Origin of the sequence: Mycolicibacterium gadium (genome assembly GCF_010728925.1) — a bacterium.
Lineage (GTDB): Bacteria > Actinomycetota > Actinomycetes > Mycobacteriales > Mycobacteriaceae > Mycobacterium > Mycobacterium gadium.
Genome location: NZ_AP022608.1, coordinates 3,310,345 through 3,329,442 on the forward strand (window position 1 = coordinate 3,310,345; position 19,098 = coordinate 3,329,442).

Sequence of the window (19,098 nt, forward strand, 5' to 3'; positions counted from 1 at the left end):
ACATGAGCAGCTTCGTCGAGACCGAAGAACAGCAGGCGCTGCGCAAGGCAGTCGCCGCGATGGCCGCCAACTATGGCGAGAAGTACTACCTGGAGAAGGCCCGCGCTGGTGAGCACACCACCGAGTTATGGAGCGAGGCAGGCAAACTCGGCTTCATCGGGGTGAACCTGCCCGAGGAGTACGGCGGCGGCGGGGCCGGAATGTACGAGCTGTCGCTGGTCATGGAGGAGATGTCTGCCGCCGGCTGCGCCCTGCTCTTGATGGTGGTCTCCCCCGCCATCAACGGCACCATCATCGCCAAGTTCGGCACCGAAGAGCAGAAGAAGCGCTGGATCCCGGGAATCGCCGACGGGTCGATCACCATGGCGTTCGCGATCACCGAACCCGACGCGGGGTCGAACAGTCACAAGATCACCACCACCGCCCGCCGTGACGGCAGCGACTGGATTCTGTCAGGTCAGAAGGTGTACATCTCGGGCGTCGACCAAGCGCAGGCGGTGCTGGTCGTCGGCCGGACCGAAGATCACAAGACCGGCAACCTCAAGCCGGCACTGTTCGTCGTTCCGACCGATACCCCGGGCATGACGTGGACCAAGATCGACATGGAGATCGTCAGCCCCGAGAACCAGTTCCAGCTGTTCTTGGACGAGGTGCGACTTCCCGCCGACGCGCTCGTCGGGTCCGAAGACGCGGCCATCGCGCAGCTGTTCGCCGGACTCAACCCGGAGCGCATCATGGGCGCCGCCAGCGCGGTGGGGATGGGCCGGTTCGCGATCAACAAGGCCACCGAGTACGTCAAGACGCGCCAGGTGTGGAAGACGCCGATCGGCGCGCATCAAGGACTGTCACACCCGTTGGCGCAGAACCACATCGAGATCGAGCTGGCGAAGCTGATGATGCAGAAGGCCGCTTCGCTGTACGACCTCGGCGACGACGTCGGCGCGGCCGAGGCCGCAAACATGGCCAAGTACGCGGCCGGTGAGGCGTCGGTGCGCGCGGTCGATCAGGCGGTGCAGTGCCTCGGCGGCAACGGCCTGACGAAGGAGTACGGCATCGCCTCGGTGCTGGTGGCGTCGCGGTTGGCCCGCATCGCACCCGTGAGCCGAGAGATGATCCTCAACTTCGTCGCGCAGACGTCCCTGGGTCTGCCCAGGTCGTACTGATGAGCGCGCTCGTCCGCTACTCCGTCGAGGGCAGTGTCGCGCGCCTCACGCTGGACTCGCCGGAGAACCGCAACGCGTTGTCGACCGCGCTGATCGACCAGCTGCACCAGGGTCTGACCGACGCCACCACGGACGGCGGAGTCCGTGCGGTGGTGCTCGGCCACACCGGCGGAACCTTCTGCGCAGGAGCCGATCTCGCACAAGCCTCAGGTGGTGACCCCGCCGATACCGCCGTCGAGCGCGCCCGCGAACTGACCCGGCTGCTGCGCAGGATCCTCGAACTGCCGATCCCGGTGATCGGCGCGATCGACGGACACGTCCGCGCCGGTGGGCTGGGCCTGGTGGGCGCATGCGACATCGCGGTCGCGGGCCAGGCGAGCACGTTCGCGTTGACCGAAGCGCGCATTGGGGTTGCGCCGTCGATCATTTCGCTCACCCTGCTGCCGAAGCTGACGGCCCGCGCCGCGGGCCGCTACTTCGTGACCGGTGAGAAGTTCGGCGCCGTCGAGGCCGCCGACATCGGCCTGATCACCGTCGCCACCGACGACGTCGAGGCGACGGTGGCGGCCCTGGCCGCGGAGATCGGCAAGGCCTCGCCGCAGGGGTTGGCCGCCTCCAAGGCCCTGACGACCGCCTCGCTGCTGGCGGCGTTCGACCGGGACGCCGAGGCGTTGACGCGGCAGTCCGCCGAATTGTTCGTCTCCGAAGAGGCCAGAGAGGGCATGATGGCGTTTCTGCAGAAGCGCCCGCCGAAGTGGGCGAGTCCCTAGGGAGACAGTGTGACCCCGGTACGACGCGACGGGCTCGTGCTGGGGGCGATCCTGTTGCTCGCCACGGTCGTCCGCCTGGTCGGGTTGGCGGGGCGCGGCGAGTTCGACGACGATCAGGGCACCGAAATGCTCACCCTGTTGCATTGGGTGCGCGACGGCCAGATACCGCTGGTGGGACCGGAAGCGTCGTCCGGCACAGCGCACCACGGTGTCGCCTACTACTGGCTCCTGGCGCCCAGCGCGTTCATCAGCGACGTCGATCCTGCGCTGGTGGTGACGACCATCGCGCTCATCGGCATCGCCGGAGTGGCGGCGACGTGGTGGCTCGGCCGCACGGTGGGCGGCGCCCTGCCCGGCCATGTTGCGGCACTGCTGATGGCCATCAGCCCGTCGGCGATCGGCGCGTCGACGTTCCTGTGGAACGCAAACATCGTCGGCCCGGTGGCCGCACTGGCGGCGGCCAGCGCATGGTATGCATGGCGCACGCGTGAACTCGGCTGGTGGGTATTGACCGCAGCCGCAACGGTTCTCCTGGTCCACGCCCACCTGCTGGCGGTGCTGGCGGTACCACCCTTGATCGCCTTGTTCGTCGCCGATGCGCTTCGAATGCCCCGACGGTCAGTGCTCGGCGTAGTGGCCGCGACGGCGCTGATCATTGCTGCTGGACTCACCCCGGTTGCCATCCACGAACTGCGCACCGACTTCTCCGAAACACGCGGCGTGTGGGACTACCTCTTCGCCGAGAGCGTCGGGGTGAACAACTCGGTGGGGCAGCGAATCGGCGCCGTGCCTGTGATCTTCTGGCGCGTCCTCGCGTGGCCGGTGGCCGGAGATGTCGCGTCTGCTCCGCTTTGGGCGTTGCCGACAGTCTTCGTCACCGTAGTGGCGCTGGCCATCGCCGCAGTCGGAGCGCAGGGCATCGCACGGTGCTTCGGACGCTGGACGGTGCTCACGACGGTATGGGCGATCGCCGCGCTGACGGTCGTCGCACCGACTCTGGCCGTGATCCACCCAGGTCTGCCGAGAGATCAGTACCACTCCTGGCTTGATCCGATCACGTTCGTCGCCATCGGTATTGGTGCCGACTGGATGTGGTCGGCCCGGTCGGCTCTCGTGCGGTCCGGGGCGGTCGCGGTGGTCGCCGTCTGCGCGGTTTCGTCGATTCTCGTGTTGCCCTCGTTCTCAGTGTCGGAAAGGGGATGGTCGCACGCCGCGCAGGCAGCCGAGACGATCAAACCCGCACTCGGGGACGCGCCGACAGCGGTCATCGGAGTCAACAAATCCGGCGGCGCAATTGGCTTTCCGCTGAGCCGCGACGGCGTGACGATCGTCGACCCGCCGAACGCGACATTCCTTGTCGTGACATGTGATCCGCTTTTCGAGCGCTCGATCGGATTGGCTTGCGGCGGACCAGCAGAGGCGGCAGAGGCCGCTCTGGTCAGCTTTCCGGTGAAAGACGGATCGTGCTTCTACAACGGTCCGAGAAGGCACGTGTGCATCCTGACGCGGAATTGACTTCGATTGCGGAGCACACCAGGTCCTCACGGAGTACACTTCGCCAATCAGCAAGTGATGCGGAGGTCCGCCGAATGGACATGGACTGGGCATTCACTCCGCCACCGAAGCATGGCCTTCGATCTAACGAACGCGGCAAGGAACTCAAACCACTCGCCATCGCAGTGATATGTGGTGCCGCAACGACGGCGATCGTGGCGGGTTGCGCGCTCGGAGCAGCAGCGGGTTCCGCGACACCTGACTCGGCGCCCCCGGAACAACCTCCACCGTTGCCGACCGCGCTACCGACTTTCTTTCCGCTGCCCACCGCGCCGTTCTTTCCCCTGCCGACCGCACTTCCGCAATTCCCCGCACCGACCGCACCGCGGGCCAACACACCGCTCCCCACCGCACCGTTGCCCACAGCGCCGCTCCCCGCCGCACCACTACCCACAGGACCGCTGCCCACTGCGCCGCTGCCTACGGCGAACAGATAGCTTCGGCCGCCCTGCATGGCGAAACGGGTCCTGGTCACCGGGGCGACCGGCACGCTCGGTCGACACGTGTTGCCCGCGGCCATCGCAGCCGGTTACGACGTCTACGCGCTGAGTCGGCGCAACCAACCTGACAGCGGCGAATTACCTTGGCGGCGAGCCGATCTGCTCGCGGGCAGCGGAGTCGATGCGGCGGTCGACGGGGTGGACGTGATCGTCAACTGTGCCACGCAGCCGACCCGCGACAAGGACGTCACCTCGATGCAGCACCTGACATCGGCGGTGCGACGCGGCGGCGTCGGCCACCTCGTGCACGTATCGATCGTCGGTATCGACCGAATCCCGTTGCCCTACTACCGGACCAAGGTCCGCGTCGAGCAAGCACTGGAGGACTCCGGCGTCGCCCATACGGTGCTGCGCGCCACCCAGTTCCACGACCTGATCGCGACCAGCTTCGGTGTCCAGCGGTACTCACCCGTGCTGTGGGCGCTGCGCGGCGTCAGCTTCCAGCCGATCGACACCCGCGACGTCGCGCGTCGGCTCGTCGAGCTGATCGATTCCGACCCGTCGGGCCGGGTGCCCGACATCGGCGGACCGACGGTGCACACGCATGCCGAGTTGGGGCGGATGTACCTGGCCGCGCGTGGGGGCCGTCGCAAAGTGTTGGCCGCCCCCATCCCGGGACGCATCGTTGCCGCCTACCGATCGGGCGCGCACCTCGCACCCCAGCACCCCGTCGGCACCATCGATTTTGCCGACTACTTGGCCGGCGCGGAATAAAGTTTGCTTATCTATCTGATTCGCCGGCATCGATTGAGTGCACAGTTTGGACATCGGCCTTGCATGTGCCAGCGTTCGTCGTAGGCTCGTCGGTGATGAGCGTTCCGCGAAGAACAGATGGTCTTGATGAGCGCCTGCGCAACGAACAGATGGCCGGGATGAGCACTCCAGCGTCGCGGAACGGCTCAAGGCGCGCTGCAGACACCGATCGTATCCACATGGCGCAGCTCCTCACCGATGCCGCTGCCCAGGGCCGACTGCCGCTGAACGAATACGAAGAACGCCTGACCAGGGCCTACGCCGCGCAGACATATGACGAACTCGATCGGCTTTCCGCGGACCTGCCCGGTTCCGTCTCGGCCGGTCCCAGCGGCGGGCCGGTGCGGCCTGCGCCGTCGACGATGCTGCTGGCGATCATGAGCGGGTTCGAGCGTCGCGGCCGGTGGAACGTGCCGAAGCGGATGACCACCTTTGCTCTCTTCGGCGGCGGCGTGGTGGATTTGCGGTACGCCGACTTCACCTCACCGGAAGTCGAGATCCACTCCTACTCGATCTTCGGCGGCCAGACCATCTTGGTGCCGCCGGAGGTGAACGTGGACCTGCGCGGTGTCGGGGTGATGGGATCCTTCGACCAGAGCGTGAGCGGAGAAGGTTCGCCGGGAGCGCCGTGCGTGCGCATCCGCGGCTTCTCGCTGTGGGGCAGCGTCGGCGTCAAGCGCAGGAAGCGCAAGCCGGTCTAGCGGCGCGCAAGCCGCGCCTGCTCAACGCCGACGCCGCGACCGCAGGTAGTCGCCGACGACGGCGGCACCCAGCCCGTCGAGATCGGGCACCACGACGCGTCCCTCGACACGACGCGCCACCTGATCGATGAACTTGGCCAGCCCCGGATCACTGCCCAACCGGAAGATCGTCACCTGCGCACCCAGCCCCGCCATATCGTCGAATCCCTTGACCGTGTGGGCGATGGTGCGGGGATGTGGCGGATAGTCGAAGAACACCTGAGGACCGTTTTCGGCACCACCCGAGTAATTCTCCAGGTGTGCGGTGGGTTCACCGTCGGTCACCACAAGCAGCACCGGCTGCGCGTTGGGATGGCGGCGCAGGTGCCTACCCGCCAGTGCGAGCGCATGGTGCAGGTTGGTGCCCTGCTCGTACACGCCTTCCAGACCGGTCAGCTCCGCGGTGGACACGGTGCGCGCATATCGGCCGAAGGCGATGATCTGCAGCGCATCCGAGCGAAACCGCGTACTGACGAGGTGGCTCAGCGCCAGCGCCGTGCGCTTCATCGGCAGCCAGCGGTTCTCCATCACCATAGAAAATGACGTGTCGACCAGCAGAGCTACCGCGGCCTGGGTGCGGGTCTCGGTCTCGGAGATCTCCACATCGTCGACGGCGAACTTCAACGGCATGTCGACGCCGCCGGTGCCAGCCTGGCGCAGCACCGTGTTCGTCAACGTGCGGGTGACGTTCCAGGGTTCGGTGTCACCGAATGCCCACGGTCGCGTCGCGCCGGTGAGCTCTCCGGCCGCACCCGCGCGACGGGTCTCGCGCTCGCCGTGTCGCCCTGAAAGTTGCTGTGCCACATCGCGAAGCGCAGCCTGTCCCAGCTGTCGCATCGCCTTGGGAGACAGCCGCCACTGCCCGTCCGAGCCGCGGTCCAGAAATCCCTGGTCCATCAGCGCCCGCTCGAGTTCGGCCAGCGTCTTGGCGTCGATCGCGGCCTCGTCGCCCAGTTGGCGAGCGAGCATATCGAGATCGACATCCTCCATCGTGGCGCCCGCGTAACTCTGCGAAAGCGACTCTGCGAGCTCCTCCAGTTCGGCGATGTCGGCCATCGCCTGGGTGCCCTCACCCATGCCCATCGGATTGTCACCGGAGAACCGCGACGAACCATCCCAGTCTTCGCCCGGCCGGGCCGCCTGTAGGTGGCCGTCGAGCCGGTTGAGCGCATTCATCAGCGACGGTGATCCAAATGCCTGCTGCGCCAGCGCATCAAGCTCAGCGCGTTGATCAGCCGACAGGCTGTTACGGAAACGCTGTGCGGCGGCGGCACGCTTGGCCAAAGAGTCCAGCAGCTCCTCGACGTTGCGCGGGTTCTCCGGGAAGAACTCGCCGTGCTTGTCCATGAAGTTTTGAAAATCTTCCTGCGTGTCGTTGCCCTGCGCATGCTTGTCCAGCAGGTCGTTGAGATCGTCGAGCATCTCGTTGACACGTTGGCGGTCTTCGTCGGTGGCGTTCTCCATCGCCTGCTTCATGCCCGCGAAGCGCTGGTCGAGCATCTCGCGGCCGAGGAGATCCTTGATCTGGTCGTATTTTTCGCGCGCCTCTGCACTGCGCCAGTCATAGTCGGAGAGCTCCTGCACGGCCTTCGCCGGCGAGGGCGGCAACGACTCGATGCGCATCTCGTTGAACCGCGCGTCGTCGTCCAGCGCACGCGCCAGCTCCTTGCGCTCGGCGAGCACCGCGTCGTCCAGCAGCTTCTTGATCTCCTGCAGGGTGCCGTCGAGGTTGTTGCGCTGCAACAGTTCCCGGCGCCGCCGGTTGGCCTCGGCGGCGAGCTTGTCGGCGCCGCGCATGTTCTGCGTGCCGCGCCGCATGAGCTCCGACAGCGCGCGCCGGGGTGAGCTGCCCTCCATGACGTCCTGGCCGATCTGCTCGAGCGCCTCGCGCAGGTCGATCGGCGGCGCCAGCGGATCGGGTCCGCCGGTGTATCGCGAATATCGCGATGTGCGTTTAGCCATAGACGGTTTCGCCTTCTGAGGACACCTTGTCGATCCGTTTGGCCAGATACAGCGCCTCGAGCGCCATCTCGACGGCCGCCGCGCGCTGTCCGTCCGTCGTCGCCTCGAGCCGCTGCTGGATCTCGGCGATCGCCGGAACCTCGGGGACCGCTGCCAGCACGTCACGGGAGGACACGCGCTCACCGGTGGTCACCGCGGAACCGTTCTCGATCGCCATCACCAGCGGCCCGACATCGATGCCGCCGAGCAGCCGCTGCGCGGTGTCCGCGGTGGCACGGCGCAGCAGGTGTTCGAGCACGGCCTGTTCGCGGCCTTCCTCGCCGGATTCGAACTCCAGCTTGCCGCGCAGCACATCGATCACCGTCGAGAGGTCGACGACGCGCGCCACCGGATCCTGCTCGCCGAGGATGGCCGCACGGTGCCGCGCCGAGGCGGCGACCGTTTCCGCAGCCGCGATCGCGAAGCGCGCCGACACACCGGACCGCTGGTCAATGGACCGCGACTCCCGCAGGTAGCGCGCGAACCGGGCGAGCACGTGCACCAGGTACTCGGGCACCTCGGAGGCGAGGTTGGCCTCCTGCTTGATGACGCCGACCTCGGCCTCGAGTTCGTACGGGTAGTGGGTGCGGATCTCGGCGCCGAAGCGATCCTTCAGCGGCGTGATGATGCGGCCGCGGTTGGTGTAGTCCTCGGGGTTGGCGCTGGCGACGACGAGGACGTCGAGCGGCAGCCGCAGCGTGTAACCGCGCACCTGGATGTCGCGTTCCTCCATCACGTTGAGCATCGACACCTGGATGCGCTCCGCGAGGTCGGGCAACTCGTTGATCGCGACGATGCCTCGGTGCGCCCGCGGGATGAGGCCGTAGGCGATGGTCTCGGGGTCGCCGAGGCTGCGGCCCTCGGCCACCTTGATCGGATCGATGTCGCCGACCAGGTCGGCCACGCTGGTATCCGGAGTCGCCAGCTTCTCGGTGTAGCGCTCGCTGCGATGTCGCCACTCGACGGGCAGGTCGTCGCCCGAGTCGGCGGCCCGACGGATGGACTCGGGGGTGATCGGCGAGTACGGATGCTCGTTCAGTTCCGAACCGGCGATGACGGGGGTCCACTCGTCGAGCAGGCCGGTCAGTGCGCGTAGCAGACGCGTCTTACCCTGCCCGCGTTCGCCGAGCAGCACCACGTCGTGCTCGGCGATCAGGGCCCGTTCCAGCTGCGGGATCACGGTGTCCTCGAAGCCCAGGATGCCCGGCCACGCGTCGAGACCCTCGGCCAGCGCGGCCAGCAAGTTCTCGCGGATTTCGGCCTTGACGCCCCGCTCGACGTGACCGGAGGCCCTCAGCTCGGCAACGGTCCGGGGCAAATCGTTAGGTGATGTCACAACTCCACGCTACGACTTGTGTCCCGAACGTGCGTGTCCCCGGTGGACACGCCGTTAATCCGTCACATTCTGCGCACGCTCAGCAGCCTTGCTCTGCATAAAACGGTCGCCGGCGGGCATCCTTCGGGGAGTAGTCGATCAAGGAGCGTCCATCATGCCGAACCCGTCCATCAAGAACGAGAAGCTGTACGAAGACCTGCGCGAACAGGGCAACTCGAAGCAGAAGTCCGCCAGGATCGCCAACGCAGCCGCGGCGCGCGGCAAGTCGGCCGTCGGGCGCAAGGGTGGGAAATCCGGGTCATACGACGACTGGACGGTCGCGGACCTGAAGAAGCGCGCCAAGGAGATCGGTATCTCCGGCTACTCATCGCTGACCAAGTCGAAGCTGATCGACAAGATCCGCAACTCCTAGCGCGAACGTGGGTTACCCGCACGCTATCCGGACCGAGAGCGTGCGGGTGACCCACGTTCGGCGGGCCCTCAGTGCGCGAAGTGGCGCGCCCCGGTGAGGTACAGCGTGATGCCCGCCTGCGCGGCCGCCGCAGTGACCTCCTCGTCGCGCACGGAACCACCCGGGTGCACGATCGCCTTCACGCCGGCCTCGGTGAGCACCTCGAGCCCGTCGGGGAACGGGAAGAACGCGTCGGAGGCCGCGACGGCACCCTGCACTCGATCGCCCGCCCGCTGCACGGCCAGCTTGGCCGCGTCGACCCGATTGACCTGACCCATGCCGACCCCGACGGTGGCCCCGTCGGCGGCGACCACGATCGCGTTCGACTTCACCGCGCGGCAGGCCAACCACGCGAACTTCAGATCGGCCAGCGTCGCCGGGTCGGCGGGTGAGCCGGTGGCCAGTTCCCAGTTGGCGGAATCGTCGCCGGGGGCGGTGAACTCGTCGCGCTGCTGGATCAGCAGGCCGCCGCTGATCTGACGGAACTCAGTCCCGCCCTGCTGCGGTTCGGACGCCAGCAGCACACGGATGTTCTTCTTGCGCGCAAGCACGTCCACGGCACCCGACTCGTAGGCGGGCGCGATGATCACCTCGGTGAAGATGTCGGCGACCGTCTCCGCCATCTCGACCGTCACTTCGGTGTTGGCCGCGATCACCCCACCGAACGCCGACAGCGGATCGCATTCGTGGGCCTTGCGATGCGCATCGGCCACCGACACCGACGAGATCGCGATCCCGCAGGGGTTGGCGTGCTTGATGATCGCCACGCAGATCTCTTCGTGGTCGAACGCCGCGCGCCAGGCGGCATCGGCGTCGGTGTAGTTGTTGTATGACATCTCTTTGCCATGCAACTGTTGCGCCTGCGCCAGGCCCGGCCATCCCGAGTCATAGCGATACAGCGCGGCCTGCTGGTGCGGGTTCTCGCCGTAGCGCAACACCGCCTCGCGTCGCCACGTCGCGCCCGTCCACAGCGGCAGCGACGGCGGCGCCGCATCGCCTTCGGACGCGAGCACCGACGACATCCACGCCGCAACTGCGACGTCGTATTCGGCGGTGTGCCGGAATGCCAAGGAGGCCAGCTTCTTTCGCTCCTCCAGCGTGAAGCCACCGGAGTGTACCGCCGCGAGCACACCGTCATAGCCCAGCGGATCGACCACCACCGCGACGCTCGGATGGTTCTTGGCGGCGGCGCGCACCATCGACGGGCCACCAATGTCGATCTGCTCGACGCATTCGTCTTCGCCCGCGCCGGAGTCGACGGTCTGGGTGAACGGGTAGAGGTTGACGACCACCAGCTCGAAGGGCGCGACGCCGAGTTCGGCGAGTGCCGAAACATGTTCGGGCTTGCGCTGATCGGCGAGCAGTCCTGCGTGCACATGCGGGTGCAGGGTTTTGACCCTGCCGTCGAGCACCTCGGGGAACCCCGTGACCTGCTCGACGGAAGTGACCGGAATACCGGCGTCAGCAATGGTTTTCGCGGTCGACCCGGTTGACACGAGTTCGACACCCGCCTCGTGCAGACCACGCGCGAGGTCGGTGAGACCGGTCTTGTCGTACACGCTTATCAACGCGCGCCGGATAGCCCTGCGGTCAGTCATCCCAATGTCGCCTTTCGTCCGGTCCAGGTCACGCCGCGGGTAGCCACCGCGGCCAGCACGTCCACCAGCAGCCGCCGTTCGACGACTTTGATCCGCTCGTGCAGGGAAGCCTCGTCATCGTCGTCGAGCACCGGTACGGCTTCTTGGGCAAGCAACGGGCCGGTGTCGGTGCCGGCATCGACGAGGTGCACACTGCACCCCGTCACCTTGACTCCGTATTCCAGCGCGTCGGGTACCGCGTGCGCCCCGGGAAACGAAGGCAGCAGCGCCGGGTGGGTGTTGATGATCCGGCCCATGAAGCGGGAAAGAAAATGGGGCCCAAGGATTTTCATGAACCCGGCCGCCACTATCAAATCTGGTTCCTGCGCTGCGGTCGCGTTGGTGATCGCAGCATCCCAGGCCTCGCGGTCAGGGTGATCGCGCAGCCGCACCGTATAGCTGGGTACCGATGCCGACGCGGCGATGTCGACGGCCGGGCAGTCGCGATCCACGCCGACGGCGATGATGTCGGCTGGGTAGTCGCCGCCGGTGGCGTCGAGGAGGGATCGCAGCAGCGAACCGGTACCCGATGCGAGCACCACAACACGTGCGGGCACCTTCGGGGGCACTCGAAGCGGTTGCTGCACGCCTGGCAGCCTAATCGTCGCGATCGGGCGCCCGGTCCGTGGTCGCGCCCGGCGTGGGTTGATCGTCGGGGACGTCGTCTACGACGAAGTGGTCCTCGGGATCTCCGAAGGCGTCTCGGTGTTCGCTGCGAGGCCGCCCAGCGGCGGGCTGGGGCTCGTCGAAAGGTTCGTCGACGGCCTGCGCTTCGAGGTCGTCGATGGCGGTTTCCGGCTCGGGCTCGAACGCGGGCTCGAAGTCGGCCTCAGACTCGTCATCGAACGCAGGCTCGAAGTCCGACTCGGCCTCGAGTTCGGCTTCGGCTTCGAGCTCAGCGTCGGCCGCCATCCCGGTCTCGGATTCGAGCTCGGATTCGGGCTCGGGTTCGGTTTCGGGCTTGGGCACCCTGACCCGCCGCGCGATACCACCCGTCATGGCCACGGTCAGCGCCCCGATGCCGGCGAACCACAGGAACAGGGCGGGTCCGAACGTGGCCTGGTCGACGCCGACATCGCCGAAATTGCCCAGCCGCCCGCCGCCGGCGTAGCCGAGTACGGCCATGATCAGCGCCGCGAGCGCGGCCGCGACGACGAGCTTGCCGATCGCGGGCAGCAGGGGCAGTGGTCGTCGCGCCGCCTGCTGGCCCAACGCGACACCCGATGCCGCGCCGACGATCAACAGCGCCACCCAGACCGGGCCGAGCGGTGGAGTCGGCACGGCGGCCAGCACCGGCAGCGCGGGGATGTCACCACCGAAGACCGTGAACGAGCTGAACGTCGCCAACCCGATGTGTGCACTGGACCCGACGGCGACCGCAGCGGTTCCGACGAGCACGTTGGGGATGTACAGAATCGACAACAGCGTCAGGCTGAACTGCCCGAACGCCGAGTCGGTGATCCCGTAGAGATCATGCATCGTCGCCCAGTGCACGATCATCGAACCGGTCATCACGACGCCGGACAGTCCCAGCAGCGCCAGGACGCCCGCATTGGCAGCCCGAATCGCGTCGGGCAGCCACTCGGGAAGCGGCGATTCCGACAGGACGCGCCGTCCGATGCGCGACCCGACCCCGATCACCGCGCCGGCCACGTGCACCGCCAGGACGCTGCCGAATGCGCGCAGCGCGTCCGGCGTCTGCAGCTGGGTGAACACCGACGCCGCGTCGTGGACGATCGCCAGGGAGATCGCCGCGATCAGCAGTGGGCCGCCGACGGCCGATGCGACGACCCACCGCGTCACGAACCAGGAGCCCTGCGGTGATGTCGCACCGGCGGTCGCGCGTGCGGTTCCCCACACCATCGCGAGCATCGGTAGCAACGGCATCACGCCCAGCTCGCTACCGCCGATCGAGATCGGCACCATGTGTACGCCGAGCCACATGCTGGTGATCGCGCCGAGCGCGCCGGTCATGTCGCTGTTGGCGATCAGCAGCTGCAGCAACACCACGGCTGCGATGACGCCCAGCGCCACGATGGACGGCCCGAACGCGACCCGAAGCAGCTCACGCGCCTGGCGTGTGCCGACTGGCCGGTTTTCCACTAAGGCCGCTCCTCGCGCAGGCTCACACGCGCGCGAAGTTGACGCACGCGCGGCTCAGACTACGACGGTGGGGGGCCCGACTGGGTGGAAGACGCTCCCGATTGCGACGGCATCTGCGCCTGGGCCGTCGGCGTGGAGCTCGACGGCGGCTGTCCGAAGGTCGGGAAACCGGTCGGAGGGGTCGGGGGCCCGCTCTGCTGACCGCTGGGTTGGCCGCCGGAATATCCGGCGGTCGACGGGCCGCCACCCTGGTAACCGCCGTACTGCGACTGATAACCGGGACGTTGCGACAGCCCTTGCTGATGCTGCGGCGGGCCGCCGTGCTGAGACTGCTGACCGTAGTACGGCGCGCTCGGCCCGCCGTACTGGCCGTAATGCTGGTCGTACCGGGGCTGCTGCGGCGCGGGCGGGGTGATGACGCCCGCATCGAACAGCAGCACCGCCACGGCGACGATCGCCTGGAACATGGTGAACGCGATGATCAGGTAGAGGCCCCAGTCGATGGACACCCCTTCCGGCGCCGTTAGCACGATGGCGATCACCAGGAGGAACGCCAGCACCGACAGCACCGCGACAACCGCAGGCAGGAGCTTCTGCTTTGGCAGCAGCGATACGCCGGCGATCAGCGCGGCGGCGAGGGCCGCGACGACGCCGAGATCCAGCAGCGTCGGGGTGAAGTAGTCCGCGCCTGCGGTGAACAGCGGCCCGAAGCTGGACAGATACACGCCCAGGCCCAGGACCACGACTGCGATGGTCAGGTACTTCGGCAGTTGGCTCGGACCCGCGGCTGGCCCGGGCTCGGGCGCCCTACCGAACTGTTGCGTCGGGGCCGCGAACTGCGTGGTGGGCTGCTGGGCGGGCGGGTATCCGGGATTGCCGGGCGGACCTTGGGGGTACGACATGACCTCTCCTGTGCTGGACGGGTTCGAACCCACGCTAGCGCACTCCCGGTAACCGCGACGCCAGCAAGGGTTCCACTGCTGAACGTTGCTCGGATCCCTCGATTTCGCGAACCAGCGGCAGCACGCGCGAACCGAAGTATTCGATCTCCTGCTGGAAGTGCAACAAGCCGCCGAGAATCAGATCGACGCCGCCTTTACGGTATGCCGCAATGCGTTTCGCGATCTGTTCGCGCGTGCCGATCGACTGCGTGCGTAAGCCGTCGTTGTACTGAACCGGGTCCTCGAACGTCGAGTCCGCCCGCGTACCACGGCGGGCTGATTCGTCTTCGCGATGATCTCTCGCAGGACTTCTTGGCTTCCCATTCGGTGTCCCTCGCGGCGGCGTTTCGGGGCCCCGACGTTGCCCTTCGGACTAGAACACGTTCTAATCCTGATATGGACTACGGGCTCGTACTTTTCACCAGTGACCGGGGCATCGACCCCGCATCGGCCGCCAAACTCGCCGACGAACACGGCTTCACCACGTTCTACGTGCCCGAACACACGCACATCCCCATCAAGCGCGAGGCTGCCCACCCCACCACCGGCGACGAGTCACTGCCCGACGACCGCTACATGCGCACCCTCGACCCCTGGGTTTCGCTCGGCGCCGCCTGCGCGGTGACCTCGCGGGTGCGGCTGTCCACGGCCGTGGCGCTGCCGGTCGAACACGACCCGATCACGCTGGCGAAGTCGATTGCAACCCTGGACCACCTCTCCGGCGGACGCGTCTCCCTCGGTGTCGGATTCGGCTGGAACACAGACGAATTGGCCGACCACAACGTGCCTCCGGGCCGGCGGCGCACGATGTTGCGCGAGTACCTGGAGGCCATGCGCGCGCTGTGGACCGAGGAGGAAGCGTCCTATCAGGGCGAGTTCGTCAACTTCGGCCCCAGCTGGGCCTGGCCCAAGCCGGTTCAGGCGCACATCCCCGTGCTGGTCGGCGCGGCGGGCACCGAGAAGAACTTCAAGTGGATCGCGCGTTCGGCCGACGGCTGGATCACGACGCCGCGTGACTTCGACATCGACGCACCGGTCAAGCTGCTGCAGGACACCTGGGCCGCGGCCGGTCGCAACGGAGCGCCGCAGATCGTCGCCCTGGACTTCAAGCCCGACCCCGACAAGCTCGCGAAGTGGGCCGACCTCGGGGTCACCGAGGTCCTGTTCGGACTGCCCGACAAGTCCGAGGCCGAGGTCGCGGCCTATGTCGAACGGCTGGCCGGCAAGCTCGCCGCGCTCGTCTAGGCCAACGTGGCGGTGTTCTTCTTGCCGTCCGAGGTCACCGAGATCGCCGCGCCCAGCGGGTCACCCGTGGTCATCAGCTTCACGAGGTCTTCGTCCTCGGTGAGCGCCATGAACCGGCTGTCGTCGGCGTCGAGTCGGCCGATGATGACACCCGTGGTGACGGGCCAGTCGTAGCGCACCGAATAGGTCTCGATCCTGCCCCGACCCTCGGCGTTACGGGTGACCGCGACCTTGGGCAGCGCGGCGATATCCGCCTGCAGCGCCTTGCTGCGGTCGGCCACCCAGTCGGCGGGCTCCGTCGAGTAGACGCCCACCGAGTACTTGCTCATGACGCCGCCGTTCGCGCCGACGAGACCGAACGTGCCTGGATGGTCTCGCATTTGGCTCACCGTCTCGGCGATGCCGTGCAGTGAGTAGCTGTTACCCGGGCCGCCGAAGTACGGCAGACCGCCGGTGAGCGTGAGGCCCCGCGGATCGTCGGCCGTCAGCCCGAACTCGTCGCACACGGTGAAGACCGGGAACGGGAAGCAGCTGTAGAGGTCGAACGTCGCCACGTCGTCAATGCCGATTCCAGCGACCCGAAGTGCTTCTGCGACAGATTGTCTGGCCGATGCGCTGATGCTGACATCGACGCGGTCCAGCAGATCCTGTTCGGTCTGGTCGGCATGACCACGCAGGTACACCCAGTTGTCCTCGGACACGCCGAGCCGTTGCGCGGCGGCAACCGACATCAGCAGTGCGGCCGCACCTTGGTTCACCTGATCGCGGGCCACCATCAAACGCGGATACGGATCGCAGATCATCCGGTTGTCGTCGGTGACCGTGATCAGCTCATCCACCGAACGTTCGACCGGCGATGACGAAAACGGGTTCTTGGCAGCCACTTTGGAGAAGGGCGCGAACAGTTCGGCCATCTGCACGCGGTAGTCGGCGACACTGAAACCCAGTCGGCCGCGGCGCGCGTTGTCCAGCAGACCGTACTGCACCGGCGCACCGGTCAGCCCGTGCGTCGCGGTGTACTCGCTCATGTACTGCTCGAAGCCGTAACCCCGGTCCTCGAGCTGGCCGCCGACGTTCTCACTGTGATCTGGCTTGTCGTCGCGGCGCGCGAAAGTCCGCAACGTGGAGCCGTTCTCGGAGCCCAGGATCAGCGCGACCTCGATATCGCCTGCCGCTATCGCTCCGGCGAACTCCGTCACAAGCTTCTGCGGTCCGTTGCCGCCGATGGGCTCCAGCACCGCGCGGGCCGGATCCGCGCCGACGCGCCTGGCCACCGATCGCAGGTAGTTGTCCGAGCAACCCAGCGGCGGCTTCTCGAACGGCGTGCAAATCTCGAACTGCCGCAGTCCGACGAACACCTCGATGGCCTTCGCCACGGTGCCGACGTCGACACCGGTGTCAGCCAGGGCTGCCTGTACCGCAGCCGTCGCCAGCTCCACCGATGACATGCCCCGATAGGAGGGATCGTCGATGCGCTCGGTGAATTGGCCGACACCGACCAACACCGGCGTGCGCGGGTCGACCACCATTACAGACCTCCTGACGCGTGTTAATTCGTCAGGCTAATCGATAACTAGAACGTGTTCCTAATTCTGCGGCGCATCTCACGCCAAGTCAGAGGCTCTGCAGGATCTCCCGCGCCAGACGCGCCGTCTCCGACGGGGTCTTGCCCACCTTCACACCGGCGGCCTCGAGGGCTTCCTTCTTGGCTTGTGCCGTGCCCGACGAGCCCGACACGATGGCGCCGGCGTGGCCCATGGTCTTGCCTTCGGGTGCGGTGAAGCCCGCGACGTAGCCGACGACCGGCTTGCTGACGTTGGCCTTGATGTAGTCGGCAGCCCGCTCCTCGGCGTCGCCACCGATCTCGCCGATCATCACGATGACCTTGGTCGCCGGATCCTTTTCGAACGCCTCGATGGCGTCGATGTGGGTGGTGCCGATGACGGGGTCACCACCGATGCCGATGGCGGTCGAGAAGCCGAAGTCACGCAGCTCGAACATCATCTGGTAGGTCAGCGTGCCCGACTTCGACACCAGACCGACCGGGCCCGAGCCGGTGATGTTGGCAGGCGTGATGCCCGCCAACGCCTCACCCGGCGTGATGATGCCCGGGCAGTTGGGGCCGATGATGCGGGTCTTCTGCCCCTTGTCAACGTTGTACGCCCACGCATAAGCGCTGTCCTGCACCGGGATTCCCTCGGTGATGACGACCAGCAGCGGGATCTCGGCGTCGATGGCCTCGATGATCGCGTCCTTGGCGAACTTCGGCGGTACGAAGACGACGGACACGTCGGCGCCCGTCTCCTTCATCGCCTCGGAGACCGAGCCGAACACCGGTAGTTCGACGTCGTTGCCGTCTTTGTCCTTGTGAGACACCGTGGTTCCCGCCTTGCGGGCATTCACACCACCGACGAGCTGCGTGCCGGCCTTGAGCATGAGCGCGGTGTGCTTGGTGCCCTCACCGCCGGTGATGCCCTGGACGATGACCTTGGAGTCCTTGTTCAAAAAAATCGACATATCCTGACTCCCTTACTTGTTCGCCAGCTCGGCGGCTTTGTCGGCACCGGCGTCCATGGTGTCGGCCTGGATGACCAGCGGGTGATTGGCCTCGGCCAGGATCCGGCGGCCCTCTTCGACGTTGTTCCCATCGAGGCGGACGACCAGCGGCTTGTTGGCCTCGTCACCGAGAATCTTCAGCGCGTTGACGATGCCGGTCGCCACCGCGTCGCAGGAGGTGATGCCGCCGAACACGTTCACGAAGACGCTCTTGACCTGAGCGTCGTTGAGGATGACGTCCAGGCCCGCGGCCATGACCTCGGCCGACGCGCCGCCACCGATGTCGAGGAAGTTGGCCGGCTTCACTCCGCCGTGCTTCTCCCCCGCGTAGGCGGTGACGTCCAGCGTCGACATGACGAGCCCGGCGCCGTTACCGATGATGCCGACCGAACCGTCGAGCTTGACGTAGTTGAGGTCGTGCTCCTTGGCCTTGAGCTCCAGCGGGTCGGTCGCGTCCTTGTCCTCGAACTCCGCATGACCGGGCTGGCGGAAGTCGGCGTTCGCGTCGAGCGTGACCTTGCCGTCGAGGGCGAGGATCTGATCGTCGGGAGTGCGCACCAGCGGGTTGACCTCGACCAGCGTGGCGTCCTCGGCGACGAACACCTCCCACAGCTTCTGGATGGTCACCGCGGCCGCGTCGAGCACCTCGGCAGGCAGGTGGCCCTGCTCGGCGATCGAACGAGCGGTGGCCAGGTCGACACCCTTGACGGCATTGACAGGCACCTTGGCGAGCCGCTCGGGCTTGGTCGCCGCGACCTCTTCGATCTCCATGCCGCCCTCGACCGAGCACATCGCGAGATAGGTGCGGTTGGCACGATCGAGCAGGAAGGAGATGTAGTACTCCTCGGCGATATCGCTGGCCTCGGCGACCAGCAGCTTCTTGACGACGTGACCCTTGATGTCGAGACCGAGGATGTTCTGCGCGTGTGTGAACGCGTCGTCGGGAGTCGCGGCGTACTTCACGCCGCCGGCCTTACCGCGTCCGCCGACCTTCACCTGGGCCTTGACCATGACCGGCTTGCCGATCTCCTCGGCGATCGCCTTGGCGTCTTCGGCGGATTCGGTGACGCGGCCAGGTGTGGTCGGCACGTGGTGTTTCGCGAACAGCTCTTTGGCTTGGTATTCGAAAAGGTCCATGGGCTCTGAAACATCCCTGTCTGTCGAGCGTTGAAGTCGAAGGTTTGGGCCTCACAGGCTCGGGGGAACTTTATCCACACGAGGTTGAGACCTCAGAACCGCCTACCTGTCATGTGGTGGATCTCACCGCCGGGTGTTAGTGATACACGTCACAATCACGGGCGGAATACTCCCTCAGGTTGCCACCAACATTGGGATTTGGTTAACGTGC

17 protein-coding genes and 1 pseudogene are annotated in these 19,098 nt (G+C 66.7%); 8 read left to right on the forward strand and 10 right to left on the reverse strand.

Annotation, left to right across the window (positions count from 1 at the left end):
* Nucleotides 1–2 precede the first annotated feature (2 nt).
* The 6 genes from G6N36_RS16260 to G6N36_RS16285 all read left to right on the forward strand — a co-directional run bounded on the left by G6N36_RS16260 (nt 3) and on the right by G6N36_RS16285 (nt 5,441).
* Entirely contained in the window at nt 3–1,163 is a 1,161-nt protein-coding gene (locus tag G6N36_RS16260; RefSeq protein WP_163687523.1) for an acyl-CoA dehydrogenase family protein, read from the forward strand.
* The gene (locus tag G6N36_RS16265; protein WP_163687526.1) at nt 1,163–1,933 is read left to right on the forward strand and encodes an enoyl-CoA hydratase family protein; all 771 of its coding nucleotides are present in this window, start codon (nt 1,163–1,165) and stop codon (nt 1,931–1,933) included. Before G6N36_RS16260 ends, G6N36_RS16265 begins: the two co-directional genes overlap by 1 nt.
* Nucleotides 1,934–1,942: 9 nt before the next feature.
* Nucleotides 1,943–3,448, forward strand: a complete 1,506-nt coding sequence (locus tag G6N36_RS16270; RefSeq protein ID WP_163687528.1) for an ArnT family glycosyltransferase — start codon at nt 1,943–1,945, stop codon at nt 3,446–3,448.
* Between the two features lie 74 nt (nt 3,449–3,522).
* The gene (locus G6N36_RS29540; protein ID WP_179964796.1) at nt 3,523–3,924 is read left to right on the forward strand and encodes a hypothetical protein; all 402 of its coding nucleotides are present in this window, start codon (nt 3,523–3,525) and stop codon (nt 3,922–3,924) included.
* A 15-nt stretch (nt 3,925–3,939) separates the two neighbouring features.
* A complete protein-coding gene (locus tag G6N36_RS16280) occupies nt 3,940–4,701 on the forward strand; it encodes an SDR family oxidoreductase (protein ID WP_163687531.1) in 762 nt (253 codons plus the stop codon).
* 158 nt (nt 4,702–4,859) lie between these two features.
* Nucleotides 4,860–5,441, forward strand: coding sequence for a DUF1707 SHOCT-like domain-containing protein (locus tag G6N36_RS16285; RefSeq protein ID WP_083126795.1), 582 nt, complete (start codon nt 4,860–4,862; stop codon nt 5,439–5,441).
* 21 nt (nt 5,442–5,462) lie between these two features.
* Here the strand turns inward: G6N36_RS16285 and G6N36_RS16290 are convergent, their stop codons facing one another.
* Together G6N36_RS16290 and G6N36_RS16295 are read right to left on the reverse strand one after the other, a co-directional pair.
* Entirely contained in the window at nt 5,463–7,442 is a 1,980-nt protein-coding gene (locus tag G6N36_RS16290; RefSeq protein WP_163687534.1) for a VWA domain-containing protein, read from the reverse strand.
* Nucleotides 7,435–8,817 carry a sigma 54-interacting transcriptional regulator gene (locus G6N36_RS16295; protein ID WP_163687537.1) on the reverse strand — a complete coding sequence of 461 codons (1,383 nt, stop codon included), beginning with the start codon at nt 8,815–8,817 and terminating at the stop codon, nt 7,435–7,437. Before G6N36_RS16295 ends, G6N36_RS16290 begins: the two co-directional genes overlap by 8 nt.
* A gap of 154 nt (nt 8,818–8,971) precedes the next feature.
* On the opposite strand from G6N36_RS16295, the gene G6N36_RS16300 reads away from it, so the two are divergent.
* On the forward strand, nt 8,972–9,229 hold the full coding sequence (locus tag G6N36_RS16300) for a DUF7218 family protein (RefSeq protein WP_163687540.1): 258 nt from the start codon (nt 8,972–8,974) through the stop codon (nt 9,227–9,229).
* A gap of 68 nt (nt 9,230–9,297) precedes the next feature.
* Here G6N36_RS16300 and purH read toward each other — a convergent pair whose 3' ends face one another.
* The 5 genes and pseudogenes from purH to G6N36_RS29860 all read right to left on the reverse strand — a co-directional run.
* Nucleotides 9,298–10,866, reverse strand: a complete 1,569-nt coding sequence (gene purH, locus G6N36_RS16305) for a bifunctional phosphoribosylaminoimidazolecarboxamide formyltransferase/IMP cyclohydrolase (protein WP_163687543.1) — start codon at nt 10,864–10,866, stop codon at nt 9,298–9,300.
* On the reverse strand, nt 10,863–11,492 hold the full coding sequence (gene purN, locus G6N36_RS16310) for a phosphoribosylglycinamide formyltransferase (protein ID WP_163687547.1): 630 nt from the start codon (nt 11,490–11,492) through the stop codon (nt 10,863–10,865). Before purN ends, purH begins: the two co-directional genes overlap by 4 nt.
* 10 nt (nt 11,493–11,502) lie before the next feature.
* Entirely contained in the window at nt 11,503–13,008 is a 1,506-nt protein-coding gene (locus G6N36_RS16315) for a cell division protein PerM (RefSeq protein WP_163687550.1), read from the reverse strand.
* 59 nt (nt 13,009–13,067) lie between these two features.
* Nucleotides 13,068–13,910 (reverse strand): DUF5336 domain-containing protein, encoded by an 843-nt coding sequence (locus tag G6N36_RS16320; protein WP_163687553.1) that lies wholly within the window; start codon nt 13,908–13,910, stop codon nt 13,068–13,070.
* 34 nt (nt 13,911–13,944) lie between these two features.
* Nucleotides 13,945–14,287, reverse strand: a pseudogene (locus tag G6N36_RS29860) (dimethylsulfone monooxygenase SfnG); the annotation flags it as partial.
* Nucleotides 14,288–14,345: 58 nt separating this feature from the next.
* Between G6N36_RS29860 and G6N36_RS16330 the strand changes: the two are divergent.
* Nucleotides 14,346–15,194: an LLM class F420-dependent oxidoreductase gene (locus G6N36_RS16330; protein ID WP_163687555.1), complete on the forward strand. Its 849-nt coding sequence runs from the start codon at nt 14,346–14,348 to the stop codon at nt 15,192–15,194.
* Here G6N36_RS16330 and G6N36_RS16335 read toward each other — a convergent pair.
* The 3 genes from G6N36_RS16335 to sucC form a co-directional block, all read right to left on the reverse strand.
* Complete coding sequence (locus G6N36_RS16335) at nt 15,191–16,723, reverse strand: acetyl-CoA acetyltransferase (protein ID WP_179964797.1); 1,533 nt, start codon at nt 16,721–16,723, stop codon at nt 15,191–15,193. The genes G6N36_RS16330 and G6N36_RS16335 overlap by 4 nt on opposite strands.
* Before the next feature lie 85 nt (nt 16,724–16,808).
* A complete protein-coding gene (sucD, locus tag G6N36_RS16340) occupies nt 16,809–17,711 on the reverse strand; it encodes a succinate--CoA ligase subunit alpha (RefSeq protein ID WP_163687558.1) in 903 nt (300 codons plus the stop codon).
* A 12-nt stretch (nt 17,712–17,723) separates the two neighbouring features.
* The gene (sucC, locus tag G6N36_RS16345; RefSeq protein WP_163687561.1) at nt 17,724–18,887 is read right to left on the reverse strand and encodes an ADP-forming succinate--CoA ligase subunit beta; all 1,164 of its coding nucleotides are present in this window, start codon (nt 18,885–18,887) and stop codon (nt 17,724–17,726) included.
* Nucleotides 18,888–19,098 lie beyond the last annotated feature (211 nt).

Bases quoted from the DNA above. Each gene is read 5' to 3' on its own strand.
- G6N36_RS16260 (WP_163687523.1), top strand. From the start codon at position 3: ATGAGCAGCTTCGTCGAGACCGAAGAACAGCAGGCGCTGCGCAAGGCA.
- G6N36_RS16265 (WP_163687526.1), top strand. From the start codon at position 1,163: ATGAGCGCGCTCGTCCGCTACTCCGTCGAGGGCAGTGTCGCGCGCCTC.
- G6N36_RS29540 (WP_179964796.1), top strand. From the start codon at position 3,523: ATGGACATGGACTGGGCATTCACTCCGCCACCGAAGCATGGCCTTCGA.
- G6N36_RS16280 (WP_163687531.1), top strand. From the start codon at position 3,940: ATGGCGAAACGGGTCCTGGTCACCGGGGCGACCGGCACGCTCGGTCGA.
- G6N36_RS16285 (WP_083126795.1), top strand. From the start codon at position 4,860: ATGAGCACTCCAGCGTCGCGGAACGGCTCAAGGCGCGCTGCAGACACC.
- G6N36_RS16290 (WP_163687534.1), bottom strand. From the start codon at position 7,442: ATGGCTAAACGCACATCGCGATATTCGCGATACACCGGCGGACCCGAT.
- G6N36_RS16300 (WP_163687540.1), top strand. From the start codon at position 8,972: ATGCCGAACCCGTCCATCAAGAACGAGAAGCTGTACGAAGACCTGCGC.
- purH (WP_163687543.1), bottom strand. From the start codon at position 10,866: ATGACTGACCGCAGGGCTATCCGGCGCGCGTTGATAAGCGTGTACGAC.
- G6N36_RS16320 (WP_163687553.1), bottom strand. From the start codon at position 13,910: ATGTCGTACCCCCAAGGTCCGCCCGGCAATCCCGGATACCCGCCCGCC.
- G6N36_RS16330 (WP_163687555.1), top strand. From the start codon at position 14,346: ATGGACTACGGGCTCGTACTTTTCACCAGTGACCGGGGCATCGACCCC.
- G6N36_RS16335 (WP_179964797.1), bottom strand. From the start codon at position 16,723: ATGGTGGTCGACCCGCGCACGCCGGTGTTGGTCGGTGTCGGCCAATTC.
- sucD (WP_163687558.1), bottom strand. From the start codon at position 17,711: ATGTCGATTTTTTTGAACAAGGACTCCAAGGTCATCGTCCAGGGCATC.
- sucC (WP_163687561.1), bottom strand. From the start codon at position 18,887: ATGGACCTTTTCGAATACCAAGCCAAAGAGCTGTTCGCGAAACACCAC.